The sequence below is a fragment of the Mesorhizobium sp. Mes31 genome, assembly GCF_024519675.1.
Lineage (GTDB): Bacteria > Pseudomonadota > Alphaproteobacteria > Rhizobiales > Rhizobiaceae > Mesorhizobium.
Window position 1 is genome coordinate 136,653 of sequence record NZ_JALJRL010000006.1, and the last position, 16,069, is coordinate 152,721.

Annotated in this window: 12 protein-coding genes; 9 read left to right on the plus strand and 3 right to left on the minus strand. The window is 64.5% G+C overall.

From position 1 onward, the window contains the following. Nucleotides 1-17: 17 nt before the first annotated feature. Nucleotides 18-1,490, minus strand: coding sequence for an esterase-like activity of phytase family protein (locus NR193_RS12480; protein ID WP_256751132.1), 1,473 nt, complete (start codon nucleotides 1,488-1,490; stop codon nucleotides 18-20). 302 nt (nucleotides 1,491-1,792) lie between these two features. Between NR193_RS12480 and NR193_RS12485 the strand changes: the two genes are divergently transcribed. The 4 genes from NR193_RS12485 (at nucleotide 1,793) to NR193_RS12500 (ending at nucleotide 7,001) form a co-directional block, all read left to right on the plus strand. Next, nucleotides 1,793-4,207, plus strand: a complete 2,415-nt coding sequence (locus NR193_RS12485) for an FAD-dependent oxidoreductase (protein ID WP_256751133.1) — start codon at nucleotides 1,793-1,795, stop codon at nucleotides 4,205-4,207. A 12-nt stretch (nucleotides 4,208-4,219) separates the two neighbouring features. Continuing rightward, nucleotides 4,220-5,773 carry a trimethylamine methyltransferase family protein gene (locus NR193_RS12490; protein WP_256751134.1) on the plus strand — a complete coding sequence of 518 codons (1,554 nt, stop codon included), beginning with the start codon at nucleotides 4,220-4,222 and terminating at the stop codon, nucleotides 5,771-5,773. A 102-nt stretch (nucleotides 5,774-5,875) separates the two neighbouring features. Further along, on the plus strand, nucleotides 5,876-6,631 hold the full coding sequence (locus NR193_RS12495) for a hypothetical protein (RefSeq protein ID WP_375162701.1): 756 nt from the start codon (nucleotides 5,876-5,878) through the stop codon (nucleotides 6,629-6,631). A 55-nt stretch (nucleotides 6,632-6,686) separates the two neighbouring features. Continuing rightward, entirely contained in the window at nucleotides 6,687-7,001 is a 315-nt protein-coding gene (locus tag NR193_RS12500; RefSeq protein WP_256751136.1) for a hypothetical protein, read from the plus strand. Between the two features lie 26 nt (nucleotides 7,002-7,027). Here the strand turns inward: NR193_RS12500 and NR193_RS12505 are convergent, their stop codons facing one another. After that, nucleotides 7,028-8,053 carry a LacI family DNA-binding transcriptional regulator gene (locus tag NR193_RS12505; protein WP_091580602.1) on the minus strand — a complete coding sequence of 342 codons (1,026 nt, stop codon included), beginning with the start codon at nucleotides 8,051-8,053 and terminating at the stop codon, nucleotides 7,028-7,030. Between the two features lie 195 nt (nucleotides 8,054-8,248). Between NR193_RS12505 and NR193_RS12510 the strand changes: the two genes are divergently transcribed. The 5 genes from NR193_RS12510 (at nucleotide 8,249) to NR193_RS12530 (ending at nucleotide 13,230) form a co-directional block, all read left to right on the plus strand. After that, a complete protein-coding gene (locus NR193_RS12510; protein ID WP_256751137.1) occupies nucleotides 8,249-9,283 on the plus strand; it encodes a Gfo/Idh/MocA family protein in 1,035 nt (344 codons plus the stop codon). Next, nucleotides 9,283-10,188: a sugar phosphate isomerase/epimerase gene (locus NR193_RS12515; protein WP_256751138.1), complete on the plus strand. Its 906-nt coding sequence runs from the start codon at nucleotides 9,283-9,285 to the stop codon at nucleotides 10,186-10,188. Before NR193_RS12510 ends, NR193_RS12515 begins: the two co-directional genes overlap by 1 nt. A gap of 102 nt (nucleotides 10,189-10,290) precedes the next feature. Beyond that, nucleotides 10,291-11,298 carry a substrate-binding domain-containing protein gene (locus NR193_RS12520; RefSeq protein ID WP_306280057.1) on the plus strand — a complete coding sequence of 336 codons (1,008 nt, stop codon included), beginning with the start codon at nucleotides 10,291-10,293 and terminating at the stop codon, nucleotides 11,296-11,298. 88 nt (nucleotides 11,299-11,386) lie between these two features. Continuing rightward, on the plus strand, nucleotides 11,387-12,184 hold the full coding sequence (locus NR193_RS12525) for an ATP-binding cassette domain-containing protein (RefSeq protein WP_256751140.1): 798 nt from the start codon (nucleotides 11,387-11,389) through the stop codon (nucleotides 12,182-12,184). Further along, nucleotides 12,181-13,230, plus strand: coding sequence for an ABC transporter permease (locus NR193_RS12530; RefSeq protein WP_256751141.1), 1,050 nt, complete (start codon nucleotides 12,181-12,183; stop codon nucleotides 13,228-13,230). The genes NR193_RS12525 and NR193_RS12530 overlap by 4 nt, the downstream gene beginning before the upstream one ends. A 25-nt stretch (nucleotides 13,231-13,255) precedes the next feature. Here the strand turns inward: NR193_RS12530 and NR193_RS12535 are convergent, their stop codons facing one another. Next, a complete protein-coding gene (locus tag NR193_RS12535; RefSeq protein WP_256751142.1) occupies nucleotides 13,256-16,069 on the minus strand; it encodes a DUF3131 domain-containing protein in 2,814 nt (937 codons plus the stop codon).

Below are 16,069 nucleotides of genomic sequence, written 5' to 3' on the forward strand. Positions count from 1 at the left end.
CCGCCCTGCAGTGATCGCTACTTCCTGGCGAGGCCGGGAAGCGTGACCTGATAGACCAGGAACATGGTGTCGACATTGGCGCCGTCGTCGGCCTTGTAAGGCGCGCCGACCTGGAAACCGTCCTGGGTCAGGAAGTCGTTGTCGTTGGCGACGAACAGGAAATAGTCGTCCGGCAGCTTCGGATCGAGCACGCTTGCGAGCGACATCGCCTCCCATTTCTCGGACAGGTTGTTGTGGTCGTTCGGCGCGCCATTGTGCAAGCCGAAGCGGCCAAGCTCGGCATTGTCGTTGATGTCGATGAACGGCGTCAGCCTGGCCGGTGTCACAGACGGGTCGACAACGCCTTTGGGCGCGACCGGCTTGTCGGCGGCGTCGAAAGGACCGCCGGCGATGTCGGTAGCGCCGGACAGATCGACGATGTTGATCTCGCGGTAGAGCGACGTGTCGCCCTTCAGGCCCTGGCCATTGCCGCTGTCGCGCGCCAGCATCAGGAACGCCGTGTCCGACAGCGCCACGATCTCGCTTTGCGCGGCGACCTTGGTCTTGCCCTTGGCATCCTTGAACACTGGCAGCGGCACGACATATTCGTGCGCCAGCTTGAGATGGGCGAGGTCTGAAGCGTCATAGACCAGCGCCCTGGTGTTCTGGCGGGTTGCCCCGGAATCGCCGCCATCCTGCCTCGCCGCCGATTGCAGCACGGCGATCAGGAACTTGCCGTCCGGTGTCATCGCCATGCCTTCGAGGCCCTGGTTGTTCTGGCGGCCGGTGTCGGGATCCTTGGGATCGGGGTCGGCAGCGCCGGGGCCGGGGTTGTCCGAGGAGAAGTTCGCCGCTCCCTTGCGCATCGGCACCAGTGCCGCCGGCGGCTGGGTCGCCGACATCAGACGACCTCCGGCGGAAAACCGGTAGATGTTGGGGCCATATTCGTCGGAGATGAACATCGAGCCGTCGGGCAGCCGCGCGATCGCCTCGTTGTCGAGGGCGAGCTTGCCATTGGTGGCGGCCGGCAGCATCGGCATGTCGCCGGCGGCCGGACGAACATCCGACAACGGATCGAGCCCGGTGGCGTCCGCGCCCTTGTCGTCGGTGAGAAGCAGGCTGTCGGCGAGCGTCGCCTTGACGCCTGTCTGCTCCTGGCCGGCAGGAGGAGCGGCACCCGGCGCGACGGGGGAGAGCTCGATGGCGATGGCGTTGAGGCGCGGCCGGTAGTCGGTGGTGCCGGCGACATTGTAGCCGCGATCCGGCAGCAGCCAGAGCGAACCCTTGTAGCCAGCCGCGTCATGCGTCCAGCCTGATGCGTCGATCGCCATGCCGGAGCCCGAGCCGAACGTCTCGCCGAACTTGTCGCGCTGATCGGCCGGGATGCGGCCGACGCCGACCAGGCCCTTGTTGACGAGGCCGCCGACGGTGCTGTCGGCGAGCGCCGGCGTCAGGGCGGTGAACAATGCCAGCGCGACGCCAAGCGACGCGGTTCGGTACAGGTGTTTCATGGATGATCCTCTTGTGACAAGCGAGCCGGAGCGGCCGAAGGATGAAAGCTGAAAGAGGCGCCACATCGACGATGCCGCGCGCGCCTCTCCAAAAGCGGTCTACGGCGCGAACATGATGCTTGCGTGACAGCGCGCTACGCATGCCCGCCGGTTTGCTTACGCGCCGACAAAGCCGTGCGCTGGCGCGGCAGAACTGGTCACCGGTCACGCATCGGTTCGACCAGTCATGATGCGTACGGGTTGCACTGGACACTTATGTACAGTGCATGTATGGTGCGGCTTCTGACAGGGAGGGAGATGCCTTGAAGTCGCGCTACCGTGCAGTCGTCATCGGAGGTGGCGTGGTCGGCGCCTCGGTGCTCTATCATCTGACGCGGTTCGGCTGGAGCGATGTGGCGCTGATCGAGCGTGCGGAGCTGACGGCCGGTTCGACCTGGCACGCCGCGGCCGGTTTCCACGCGCTCAACGCCGACCCCAACGTCGCGGCGCTGCAGGACTACACCATCAACCTCTACCGCCAGATCGAGGCCGAGTCCGGCCAGGACATCGGCCTGCACATGACCGGCGGCGTCAACATAGCCAGCGATCTTGCGCGCTGGGAGTGGCTGAAATCGGCATGGGCGGTGTTCCAGTCAGTCGGCATCGAGACAGCCCGCCTGGTCACGCCGGAAGAGATCAAGGAAATCTGCCCGATCGTCGATGTTACGGGTGTGCTCGGCGGCCTGCATGATTCCAACGAAGGTCATCTCGATCCCTACGGAACGACTCATGCCTATGCGGGCGCCGCGAAGAAGCGCGGCGCCGACATCATCCTGCGCAACCGGGTCGTCGAGCTGAAGGCGCGCGCCGACGGAAGCTGGGACGTCGTTACCGAACAGGGCACCATCGTCGCCGAGCATGTCGTCAATGCGGGTGGGCTGTGGGCAAAGCAGCTCGGCCGCATGGCCGGGGTCGACCTGCCGGTGACCCCGATGGAGCACCATTATTTCGTCACCGAGGACATTCCGGAGATCGCGGCGCTCGACCGGGAGATCGGCATCGCCGTCGACCTCGACGGCTTCTCCTACCTGCGGCAAGAGCGCAAGGGTGTGCTGCTCGGCGTCTATGAGCAGAATCCAAAACACTGGAACATGGATGGCGCGCCGTGGGATTACGGCATGGAACTGATCCCGGAAGACATCGACCGCATCAGCCCGGAACTCGCCAGGGCGCATGAGCGCTTCCCTTGCCTGGCATCGGCCGGCATTCGCAAATGGGTCAACGGCGCCTTCACCTTCACCCCGGACGGCAATCCGATCGTCGGGCCAGTGCGTGGCCTCAGGAACTACTGGGTCGCCTGTGGCGTCATGGCCGGCTTCAGCCAGGGCGGCGGCGTCGGCAAGTCGCTGGCCGAATGGATGATTTTCGGCGAGCCGCAGGCTGACATCTTCGGCATGGATATTGCCCGCTACGGCGCCTTCGCCGCCAACCGCTGTTATCTCAAGCAGACGACGCGGCAATTCTATTCGCGCCGTTTCGTCATGACCTTTCCCAATGAGCGGCTGCCCGCCGGCCGGCCGTTGAAACGCCCCGGCGCCTATGACGGCATGACGGCGGCGGGCTGCGAATGGACGGCGTCGTGGGGGCTGGAAGTGCCGGCCTATTTCGCGCCGATGGGGTTTGCCGAGAACACGACGTTGCGGCGCTCCAACGCCTTCGACATTGTCGGCGACGAGGCGCTGCAGGTGCGGCGCGCCGCCGGCCTCGTCGATATCTCGGCCTATTCGCGCTATGCCGTGTCCGGGCCCGGCGCCGCGGCATGGCTCGACCGGCTGCTCGCCTGCAGGCTGCCGAAGCCGGGGCAGGCGCGGCTGGCGCCGATGCTGGGCCGTGATGGGCGGCTCAAGGGCGACCTCACCGTCTTCAACTGGGGTGGCGGCGACTACTGGCTGATGGGCTCCTACTATCTGCGCGAGTTTCACATGCGCTGGTTCGAGAGCCACGCGGCGGCGGGCGTCACCGTCACCGACCTTTCCGACACGATGAGCGGTTTCCTGCTGACTGGACCGAATGCGCGCAGGATCCTGGAACGCACGACGCATCAGGATGTGTCCGGCGCGGCACTGCACTTCATGGCCTGCGGCGCATTCGACATCGGCATGGTGCAGGCTCGCGTGGCACGGCTGTCGATCGCCGGCGAGATCGGCTTCGAGATCAGTTGCCCGGTGACCATGCATGCCAGCCTGCGCGAGACACTGCTGGCCGCCGGCGAAGATCTCGGTTTGGCCGAAGTCGGCTACTATGCGCTCAATGCGCTGCGGTTGGAGAAGAGCTTCGGCATCTGGTCGCGCGAATTCACGCAGGGCTACACGCCCGGCCAGACCGGTCTCGACCGCTTCATCGCTTTCGACAAGGGCGACTTCATCGGCCACGCGGCGGCATTGAAGGAGCGTGATGGCGGCGATGCTCGCCGATGCGTGGTGACTTTGGAGATCGATGCGATCGACGCCGATGCCAGCGGCTTCGAGCCGGTCTGGCATCAGGGCCGGCGTGTCGGCTTCGTCACCTCGGGCGGCTATGGCTATACGGTTGGCAAAAGCCTGGCGCTGGCGCTCGTCGACCGCGATTTCGCGGGCGAGGGCAGCGCGCTTTCGGCGCACATCGTTGGCATAGAGCGGCCGGCGCGCGTCATCGCGGCCTCGCCCTACGATCCCTCGGGTAAGGTGATGCGGCAATGAGGAGGATTTCCGATGGTCGATGACGCGGCACGTGACGGCAGGCGCGAACGCCGGCGCGGACGGACCGGCGAGGCCGGATCGGAAACCAGCCGCCGGCCCAATTACCGCTCGCTGAAGAACCCCTTCCTCCCGCAGCCGATCTTTTCGGACGATCAGGTCGCCGCGATTCACGACACGGCATTGCGCGTGCTGGAAGAGCTCGGCATCAAGGTGCTGCTGCCGCAAGCGCGGGAGTATTTCGCCGGCGCCGGCGCCCTGATCGACCCCGACACCGACATGGTGCGCATCGGCCGCGACATGGTGACGGCGGCACTGGCCTCGGCGCCGAAGTCGATCCTCGCTCATGCCGGTTCTCGCCCGCGCGACCTCAGTCTCGAACTCGGCTCGATGACCTTCCTGGCCGGATGCGGGGCGCCGAACGTCACCGATCTCGAGCGCGGCCGGCGGCCGGGAACGCTGGCCGATTTCGAGGACCTGATCCGGCTGGTGCAGCATTTCGACGTGCTGCATATGCTGGGACCCTGCATCGAGCCGCAGGATGTCGACAACCGCTTTCGCCACTATGCTGTCAACCGCGCGCAGCTGACGCTGTCCGACAAGTTCCCGTTCGTCTTCGCGCGCGGCACGCCGCAGGTCGAGGACGGCTTCGAGATGCTGCGGCTGGCGCGTGGCCTGTCGGAGGACGAGTTCCTGGCAAATGCCCATTGCTACACCGTCATCAACACCAACTCGCCGCGCCAGCTCGACATTCCGATGGCGCAAGGCATCATCGATTTCGCCAGGGCCGGGCAGGTCTCCGTCATCACCCCGTTTTGCCTGGCGGGCGCCATGGCGCCGATCACGGTCGCCGGCGCGCTGACGCTGCAGCATGCCGAAGCGCTGGCCGGGCTGGCGCTGGCGCAGATCGTGCGGCCCGGTGCGCCGGTCGTCTACGGCTCCTTCTCCTCCAATGTCGACATGAAATCGGGTGCGCCCGCGTTCGGCACGCCGGAGCACGTCAAGGCGACACTGGGGGCCGGCCAGCTGGCGCGCTTCACCGGCCTGCCGTGGCGGTCGGGCGGCGGCAGCGCGGCCAACATCTCGGATGCGCAGGCGGCGCACGAGACGCAGTTCGCGCTGTGGGGTTCGGTGCTGGCCGGAGCGACGATGTGCATTCATGCCGCGGGCTGGCTGGAGGGCGGCCTGAGTGTCTCCTTCGAGAAGCTGATCACCGACATCGAGGCGCTGCAGACGGTGGCTGAACTGTGCACCGCGACGCCCGGCGATACCGATACGATCGGCTTCGAGGCGATCGCAGAGGTGCAGCCGGGCGGCCATTTCTTCTCGGCCGGCCACACGATGGCGCGCTACCGCACCGCCTTCTACGAGCCGCTGGTGGCCGACTGGTCGAACTTCGGCAACTGGACGCAAAGCGGGTCGAAGACGGCAAGCGAGCGCGCCACCGGTGTCTGGAGACGCACACTTGCCGATTTCGTGCCGCCGGCAACGGCTGTCGCCACATCAGGCGTGCTCGACGAGTTCATCGCGCGGCGCACTGCAGAGGGTGGGGCAGCACCGGTGTCGTGAGGTCCGAGTAGTCGCCAAGACCCCTGCGCCTGCTGCCCCTTTCGCGGTACGATGGGTGCATCGCCATTGGCAATTGGCGCATGCCGTGCAGAAATGAGCGGCATGCGCGAAGCCTTGATCGCAGTGATGATTTTCCTGGGCCTGGCGGCGGCGCCGCTGGTCAGCATGGCGGTCTGGCCCAAGCTGCCGGCCAGACATCGCGACGACGATACGAACAATGTGGTCCGGCTTGCCGCCAACCTGTTCGGGGTGATGACCTCGCTGGTGCTCGGCCTGATGATCAACTCGGCCAAGAACACCTTCGAATCGGTCGATCACAATGTGCACGCCTATGCGACGGAGCTGATCCTGCTCGACAGGACCTTGCGCCAGTATGGCCCGGAAACAGACGCGGTGCGCCAGCCGTTGGTCGCCTACGTACAGAGGGTGGTGGCCACCGCGTCACAAACCAGCGAAACGCCTATCGTCGCCAACCAGCTGTCCGAACGTCTGTTGACGGAGATCGGCTCACGGCTGAATGCGCTGACGCCGCCCGACGCTGTCCGGGGTTCCCTTCTGCAGGATGGACGCCAGCGCCTGCAGAAGGTGCTGGAATTGCGCTGGATTCTGGTCGAGCAGTCGGAAGGCGCGATCCCCTGGCCGCTGATTGCCATGCTGGTTGCGTGGCTGGCGCTGATCTTCGCCAGTTTCGGGTTCAGGGCACCGAAGAATGCGATCACTGTCGCAACCTACGTTGTTTCGGCCGTGCTGATCGCCGGGGCACTCTACCTGATCCTCGACATGGACGTGCCGTTCTCCGGCCCGATCCAGATTTCACCAATGCCGCTGGAAAGGGCGTTGGCGGAATTGCAGCGGTGATGCGGAACCCGGCGTCCTTCCCAGGCATTCATGGGGATGAACCACGGAGGACGTCATGGGTTTCGACCAGTATCATGAACCGCCTGAAGAACTGTCGCAGAAGGTGCGGACCTTTGCCCGCATGATCACCTCGCTGATCGAGGAGGCGGAAGCGATCGGCTGGTACGAACAGCGCATTTCGGTGGAGAAGGACCCGCAGGCGCGCGCCATCATGAAGAACGCGCAGGGCGAGGAGTTCAAGCATTTCGGCATGGACCTCGAATTCCTGCTGCGCCAGAAGAAGGACTGGCGGGCGGAGCTGAAGGAAATCCTGTTCACCACGGGCGACATCGTCAAGGCCGGCGAGAAGGGCGAGAAGAAGGTGGATTGAGGCCGACCGGCCTACATCGGCAGTGATCAATCGCTGTCGCGCGCCACCAGTTCCAGCGGCCAGACCTCGCGGATGATGCGGGGACCTTCCGGACCGGCGAAGGCCGGGATCGAAGCCAGCAGCATTTCGGCCAGCCGCTGTCCCATCGGCTCCAGCGACGGACGGAAGGCGGTCAGCGCCGGGGAAAAATAGCGGCAAAGCGGCGTGTCGACGATGACGATCACTGCAATATCATGGCCGGGCCGGATGCCCATCTCGGCCAGCGCCTTGCAGCCGCCGAGCGCCATGGCGTCATTGTTGAAGATGATGGCGGTGGGCCGATCCTTGGAGAGCATTACGTCCGCCGTCACCTGATAGCCGCCGGCCTCGTTGATGAAGCCGTCGGCGATCAGGCCAGGGTCGACTTCAATGCCGTGCCGCTCCAGCGCCTTGCGATAGCCGTCCAGGAACAGGTAGCCGAAGTTGAGATCATGCGAAGGGCGGATGGCAGCGATGCGGCGATGGCCGCGCGCGACTAGCCGGTCGACGGCTTCATCACCCGCCCTCTCGAAATCGATATCGAGCGAAGGATAGGTGTCGCCGCCGGATTGACTTCGGCCAAGCGTTGCAAAAGGAAAGCCGGCCTTGCTGAGATAATCGATCCGATCGTCTTCCCGCCGTGTGTTGGCCAACACAACCGCGTCGGCTCGGCGCGTCTCAACCACACGGCGCAGCCTCTCCTGCTGATATTGGCCGGGCTCACCCATGACGACCATCAGATCCAGGTCATAGTCGGCGAGCCGCGCCTGCAGACCGGTCAGGAACGGGATGAAGAACGGTTCGCCATATTGCTGGTCGCCGGGATGCGGCTGCAGCATGAAGGCGATCGAACGGGTGGCGCCCTGGCGCAGGCTGCGGCCGGATTGGTTCGGCGAATAGTTGAGCTTTTTGGCCGCTTCGAGCACGCGCTGGCGGGTGTCGGCATTGACGTCGGCGCGGCCATTCAGCGCCCGCGACACGGTGCCGATCGAAATGTTCAGGTGACGCGCAAGGTCGTGGATGCTGGACGCCAAGGACAGTTCTCCCCCGACCCTTGGCTAGCACCGGCTGCCGCTCAGGCCAAGGCTTCGGGATGATTTTTGCAGGCAGCCGATTGACATTCTACGCCATCGGGTGTGTTCTCGTAAACGTTTACGGAAAAACGTTTACGGTGATGCCGTCAATGCCGTGACATTCGGTCTGGAGGGACCGGACGGGAGGAATGCCGGATGATGAACGCCGTCCTCGTCGGCTGCGGTGCGATGAGCAAGGCCTGGCTCGATGCCGCAAGGCAAATCGACGGGCTCGCCATTGTCGGCCTTGTCGATCTCGACGCCGAACGGGCGAAGGCGAGGGCGCGCGAATATGGGCTCGACGGCGCCGTCATCGGCACCAGCCTCGATGCTGTACTCGACCAAACGAAGCCTGACGCGGTGTTCGACGTCGTGGTGCCCGCCGCGCGTCGTGACGTCGCCTTTGCCGCCTTTGCCCGCAATTGCCATTTGCTGACCGAAAAGCCGCTGGCCGACAGTCCGGAAAATGCCCGCGCCATCGTCGAGGCCGCGCGCCGGGCCGGACGTGTCCATGCCGTCGTCCAGAACCGGCGCTATGTCGCCAATGTCCGGCGCATCAGGCGGTTTCTCGACTCCGGCGCCATCGGTAAGCCGACCAGCATCCATGCCGATTTCTTCATCGCGCCGCATTTCGGCGGCTTTCGCGAGGAGATGGCGCATGTGCTCTTGCTCGACATGGCGATCCACACATTCGACGCCGCCCGCTACATGGTCAGCGGCGATCCCGCCGGCGTCTATTGCCAGGAATGGGAGCCGGCCAATTCCTGGTACCGGCAGGGCTCGTCGGCCAGCGCGGTCTTCGATCTCGGCGACGGTAAGGTTTTTACCTATGCCGGGTCCTGGTGCGCCGACGGCTTCCGCACCAGCTGGGAAGGCAGTTGGCGCATCGTCGCCGAGCGCGGCAGCCTGATCTGGGACGGCAGTGACGCGCTGAAGGCGGAAGTGGTAGTGCCGGGCCGCGACGGGATTATCGACAAAACGCAGGCGATCGACGTGCCGCCGCTCGATCCGGCCGACCGCGTCGGCGGTCATCTCGGCATCATCCAGGATTTCATGCGCGCGATCGAGACCGGCATCGAGCCGGAGACGCGCGGCACCGACAACATCAAGAGCCTGGCCATGGTCTTCGGCGCCATCGAGAGCGCCGAAACCGGGCGCCGGGTCGCGATCCCCACACAGGAAGGACAATGATGTCAAACCCGCTTCTCGACATCCGGATCGGTACCATGGTGCGGGCCAACCTCGACGATCCGGCCGCCTACATCAAGGCGATCCTGCCGCTGGGATTCGAGAGCATCCAGCCATTCTTCTGGCAGACGCTGGGCGGCAAGGACCTGCCGCGGCTGGCCGGCCAGATCCGCGAAGCGATCGGCGATGCCGACGTCACAATGTCCTCGCTCGGCGTTTTCGGTAATCCGCTGGAAAGTGGCGATGTCGATCGCGGCGTGCTCAAGGCCTGGGAAACAGTGATCGACAACGCGCATCTGTTCGGCGCCTCGACGGTCAGCGGCTTCACCGGCCGCCTCCGCGGCAAGCCGCTGCCGGAGAGCCTGCGGCGCTTCAAGGAAGTGTGGGGGCCGCTGGCAAAGCGCGCCGCCGACAAGGGCGTGCGCATCGCTTTCGAGAACTGCGCCATGGACGGCAACTGGGCTGGTGGAGACTGGAACATCGCCCACAACCCGGACGCCTGGGAGCTGATGTTCAACGAATTGCCCGATGAAAATCTCGGGCTGGAATGGGAGCCCTGCCACCAGCTCGTCTACCTGATCGACCCGATCCCGCAGATCCGCAAATGGGCGCCGCGCATCTTCCATGTCCACGGCAAGGACGCGACGGTGCGCTGGGACGTGATCCGCGAGCACGGCGTGTTCGGCCGCCTGCCGTTCGTCCAGATGCGCACACCGGGCTTTGGCGACAGCGACTGGACGCGGGTGATCAGCGAATTGCGGCTGGCCGGGTACAAGGGCGCCATCGACATCGAGGGCTGGCACGATCCGGTTTATCGCGGCGACCTCGAAATTACCGGTCAGGCACGGGCGCTGGATTATCTCAAGCAATGCCGGGGAGGTGCCAGCTACCTGCAGAATCCGGCGTGAGTGCGGGCCGGCGGGAGGGCCGGCCAGCGAAGATTGCGGCGCATTGCCGAAGCGATCGTCCAAAACCCTCGGCTAGCGAGGAAACAAAGGGAGGATAAGTGCATGAGCATGACGATGAGAAGGACACTTCCGCGCTCGACCGTCGTGGCGGCTGCCACGATGCTTGCCGCCGCAATCTCCACCTTGCCGGCGCAGGCGCTCGACGCCCAATGGTGCAAGGATGTCCACATCCGCTTCTTCGTCGGCGGTGCCGAGGGCGACGCCTTCGGCACCATCGTCTACAATGGCGCCAAGCAGGCGGCCGCCGATCTCGGGCCGAAGGTCGACTACATCTTCTCCGGCTGGGACGTCGAAAAGATGGTGCAGCAATTGCGCGAGGCCGTCGCGGTCAAGCCCGGCGGTATCGCCATGATGGGCCATCCCGGTGATGACGCGATCATGCCGCTTGCCGAACAGGCGCATAAGGACGGCATCAAGATGATGTACCAGAACGTGCCGGTGCCGAAGGTGACGGCGGCGTTCGGCGGCGGCTATGTCGGCGCCCAGCAGGAGCAGCAAGGCCGCGCGCTCGGTGCCGAGGCGTTCAAGCTGGCCGGGCTGAAGTCTGGTGACAAGGCGATCATGATCGGCCCGTTCGACAATGAGAGCCGGGGCGCACGCGAGCGTGGAACGGTGGCCGCGCTGAAAGAGGCCGGCGTCGATGTCGTTCAAATCAATTCTGTACCCGAGTGGGCAGCCGATCCGAATCTCGCCATCCCGGTGATCACCGCGGCACTGCTCAACAATCCCACCGTGAAGGCGGTCGGCTATCCCGGCGGGCAGATGCTCGGCAATGTGCCGACCTACATGCAGGCCGCAGGGCGGAAGCCGGGCGATATCTTCAATTTCGGCTTCGACACCAGCCCGCAGATCGTCGAGGGCTTCAAGGGCGGCTGGGTGCAGCTGACAGCCGACCAGCAGCCGTTCATGCAGGGCTATCTGCCGATCCTCAGCCTTTGCCAGCAAGTGGTGCTGGGGCTGGCGCCGATGAATGTCGACACCGGTGCCGGCTTCGTCACGCCGCAGAACTATGAGATCGTCTCAGAGCTCGCCAAACAGGCGCTGCGCTGACCTCCCAAGGCTGCCGGCCGGGCCGAGCCCGGCCGGCAGGACCGCCGGTGAAGATGTCCGGCAACCAACAATGAGAAGCGAGGATCCGATGGCCGAACGCATCATCGAACTGCGCGATATCAAGAAGTCCTATGGTCAGGTCTATGCGCTGGGCGGGGTCAACCTCAGTGTCGACCGCGGCGAGGTGGTCGGCCTGATCGGCGACAATGGCGCCGGCAAATCGACGCTGATCAAGATCCTGTCCGGCGTCGTCAAGCCGACCAGCGGCGAGATTCTCGTGCGCGGCAAGCCGGTGAGCGGATGGAGTGCGGCACGCTCGCGCGAGGCCGGCATCGAGACGGTGTTCCAGGACCGGGCGCTGGCCGTGCAGCAGACCATCGTGCGCAACATCTTCATGGGCCGCGAGCTGACCGGCTTCATGGGCTGGCTGAAGGTCAACAAGGAGATCGAGGAGGCCAGCCGGCTGATGCGCGAGATCGGCTTCACCTCGAAAGTGTTCACGCCGCACTCGATCGTGGGCCAGCTGTCGGGCGGCGAACGCCAGGGTGTGGCGATCGCGCGCGCCATCTACAAGCAGGCCGAACTGATCATCCTCGACGAGCCGACGACGGCGCTGTCGCTGACCGAGACCGCCAAGGTCTTCCATTTCGTGCGCCAGGTGCGGGCGAGCGGCCGCTCGATCCTGTTCATCGGCCACAACATCCACCACGTCTTCGACATTGCCGACCGCTTCGTGGTGATGGACCGCGGCAAGGTGGCGCTCACCGCCGACCGCAGCGAGGTCAAGTCGGCCGAGGATCTCATCAACTTCATGGAAGACGTGGCGCATCCCGGCGGGCTGCCCGGACTGCACGATGGCGGCGAAACGGAGCAGAGAGCGCGATGAGCAAGGCCATGGAACCCGATCTGCAAAACCCTCTCGGCCTCTCGCGCGACGAACCGGCCCGGGCGCAGTGGAAGCACCCATCCGATCACTGGCTGCGTGGCTTCGTCCTCGACAACCGCGCCTCGCTCGGCACGCTTGCCGTGTTCGTCGTCATGATGGCGGTGTTCATGGTCGCCAATCCGACCGTCTTCACCACCTGGTATCTCTACAGTTCCGTGCTGACGACGCTCCCCGTTGCGCTGTTCGTGGTGGTGCCGCTGGTCTTCGTCGTCACCTGCGGCGAGATCGACCTGTCGTTTCCGGCGACGATGGGTTTTGCTTCCTGGGTTTTCGCGCTGGTGGTGCAGGCCGGCTACGATCCGTTTCTCGGCATCGCCGCCGCGCTCGTCACCGGCATGCTTCTCGGTTTCCTGGTCGGATCGCTGGTCGTCTATGGCGGGCTGTCATCGCTGATCGCCACGCTCGGCATGAATTTCCTGCTGCGCGGCCTGATCCAGATCATCAACGAGGGCAAGTCGATGGCGCTGACCAGCCTCGCTGACAGCTGGGCCTACAAGATCTTCTCCAGCCAGGTTTACGGCATCCCGGTGCAGATCTTCTGGGCCATCGCCTTCGTCGTGCTGTCGGCGATGCTCTACAACCGCCACCGCTTCGGCGCGCAGGTGAGGGTGGTGGGCGACAATCCCGACAGCGCCCAGCAGATGGGCATCGACGTCAAGCGCGTCCGGGTCAAGGTGTTCGTCTTCGTCGGCATCGGCGCTGCGATCGCCGGCACCTTTTCGGTGATGATCAACTTCACCTGGTGGCCGACCGCCGGCGACGGCTATCTCCTGCCGGTGCTGGCATCGGTGTTCGTCGGCGGCACGCCGACCTGGGGCGGCATCGGCACGGTTGCAGGCGGTGCCATAGGTGCGGTTACCGTGTCGTTCATCCAGACGGGCGTCGTCGCGGCAGGCCTGAGCGGCTTCTACGTCCAGTTCTTCAACGGGCTGATCATCATCCTGTCGCTGCTCGGCCATAAGTGGAACCAGGCGCGTTATCGGTGAACAGCTGCTCGGAAGGCACCGGCCCCTAGGCTGCCCCTTCGGAAAGCAGGAGCGGCTTTCGGCCACCAAGGATATAGGCGACGGCCTCGAGGATGATGCCGTTGGTGTTGATGTCGGTCACGGGGACGGCTTTGCCCGTCTTTTCCGAAATGCCGGAGGAGAATCCCATGCCGGGCATTTTCGCCTTGTTCCTGATCAGGTCGACGAGGGTGCTCGAATAGTCACCGGGACGCGCCGCATGCCAGAGATATGCACCCTTGGCGCTGACCAGGCGCAATGAATCCGCAAGTTTGGCTGCCTTGTCGGGCGCCGAGGTTTTCTGCGTATCGACGGTGAAGGTCCCTCCATTGTCGGTCAACTGATAGCCTTGGTAGGTGAAGTAGGGCGCGCCGGCCATGGCGGATTCGGTGACGCAGGTGGCTATTCCGGTTTCGCGGTAGCGCTTGAGCTGGGCCGCATAGAGGATATCGGCCATCAGGCGGCCATGCGGCGAACCGCCGAGCTCGATCTCCTCGGTGACATGCGGTTCGGTGGCGATGCGGCCCCGACGCTGGATTTCCGTCAGTGCAAGAACCGCGTCGTCCATGCTGTGGCCGGGATCCGTCGTGCCGAAGACAGGCTTGATCTCTTCGCCCCAGAGTCTGTAGCCGCGACCGGCATAGCCGGCATAGCTGTTCGCATGGACCGACGAGATCCGGCCGTTGTCATTGACGACATGCATTTCGCCGCCCTTGAGCACGGGCTTGAAGGACCAGCCGGACACGAGATCGAAAACAGGGAATGCTCCGGCTGTGTAGTTGTCGAGAATCTTGAGGGCAATCAGCAAGCGTCCGGTGTCGGCGCTATCGAAGCCCTCGCGCTGGCCGTCTTGCGGTTTCAGCGCCCGCTCGGTGTGCGGCAATTTTCCGCCGGCATAACGGAAATTCGTCTCTCCCAGGAACGCAATGATGCGGCTGATGGTCGTCTCGAATTCCGCTTGGCCGATGATGCCCAGGCGTTCGGCGGACAAGGCGGCGAGGATGTGCGATCCCACGTCCCACATCGTTGTGAACGGATAACCCGTCTGCTTGCCGAATTCGATCCATGACGTGGCCGGGACCATGCCGTTGTAGTTCTTCGCGCCCCAGTCGAAATAGCTCCAGGCCAGGGCCGCGTCCGCCTTCAGCACGCCGTCGTCCAGCGGATACGGATCCGGTCTCTTCCAGTCGCGCACTGATACATCGGCGCGCGCGCTTCGAATGAGATCGACCTTGGGCATCGCCGGACTGACGGTGCGGTAATATTCGTCGAAGTTCACGAGTTTCGTGCCGCGCTGGCTGGAAAGCTCGGCCAGCATGTCCAGGATCAATGCCTGCTTTTCAGGCGTGTTGGCGGTGCCGGGATGGATGCAGAACACCGCATCGTTCTCGGTGCCAAAATAGTCGAGCACCTGCTGCTTGGTGAAATAGGGAAGGTCGGGGGTCCAGGCTTTCTCGAATTTCATCGTGTTCGAGACATGCAGGATGCCGCGTTTGTCGAGGCCGCTGAACCGGCGCAGATCGCCTTTTTCGGCGCTGAAAACAGACGTCCCGGTGGCAGCCAGCGCATTCAGCGTGTTGTCGTCGAAGGCGTCGTTGGGCGGGATGTAGGAGGTCGGGAACTTGCCCGTCGAGCGATAGACCTCGCTTATGCCGTCCCTGATCAGGTCGAAATCCCTTTGCGACGAATTGCCGAGCAGTTCCTGCGGCGTGTGGTTCCAGCCATGCGCGGCGATGTCGTAGTGCTTTTCCGGCAGCATGGCGCGCAGAAAGGCCTTGCTCTTTTCATCCTTGGACAAGAGGCCCGACCGCGGCGACGGGATGATCGCATCGGTAACGGGGTAACCGTCCTCGATCAGCCCGTAGACAAAAGCCATGTGGCTCGGGTCGGTGTCGGTGTCCAGCCTGAGATCATCGACCCGGACGACGACGAGGCGGCTGGTCTGCTTGCTCTGGACGTAGAGTTTCTTCGGCAGAATGCCGCGCACCTTGCCCGTCGATATGGCGGAAAGAACTGCTTGTGCGACATTGGCTGCGTAATCCGCGAGATCGCCGTCGCCGAGGCCTGCCAGCGCAGCGAACGGGATATCGACAACGATCGGATTGCCGCCGGCAGCCAGGCCGGCGATGTTCGCGCCGAGGGTTGGCACGGCCATTGGTGCTGCACCCGCGACCGCCGGTCTGGTCGAGGTCAGGGCGGAGGCGAAGACGTTGACCAGGTCGGTGGTGGTGCTCCAGTAGCCGCCATCGTCTGGCTGCAGCCTGACCTTGTCCTCGACCCCGCCACGCAGCCTGATGAGCGAACGGATCCCGGCCGCGCGCAGCGACGACGCGTCCTGGTGCGAGCGCAGCGGCGAATTGGTTGTCATCGTCAAAGCCGTGATCACGGCCTTCGACTGATATCTCTGGTATTCGTTGATCAGATAGGAAAACGCGGCCTGGATGTCGCTGGCCTGCCGTGCCTGGAAGTACGGATCGTCCGACGTGATGGTGTTTGTGTGCGCGCCGAATTCGATACCGTCCGTATTGAGCAGGGCGGTCTGGCGCAGCCATTTGGCCACTTCGGAATTGTAATCGAGCAAATTGCCCGCAGGATCGATGGGCGCGACCGTGACAAGGATCGGCACCTTGCGGGTCAGGAACGCATCGGCAAGCGCAGCGAGCCGGGCAGGCTTTGCCGTGGCATCGAGCCCGCTGATCGTCACGATCAGCGGGTTGGGCAATTTCTCGGCGGCCTCGGTTCGCGAAATGCCCTTGCCCGCCAATGCCAGCAGCGGCATCGCCAGGCCACCAAGAACAGCGGTGCGTCGGGTTATGTTCAT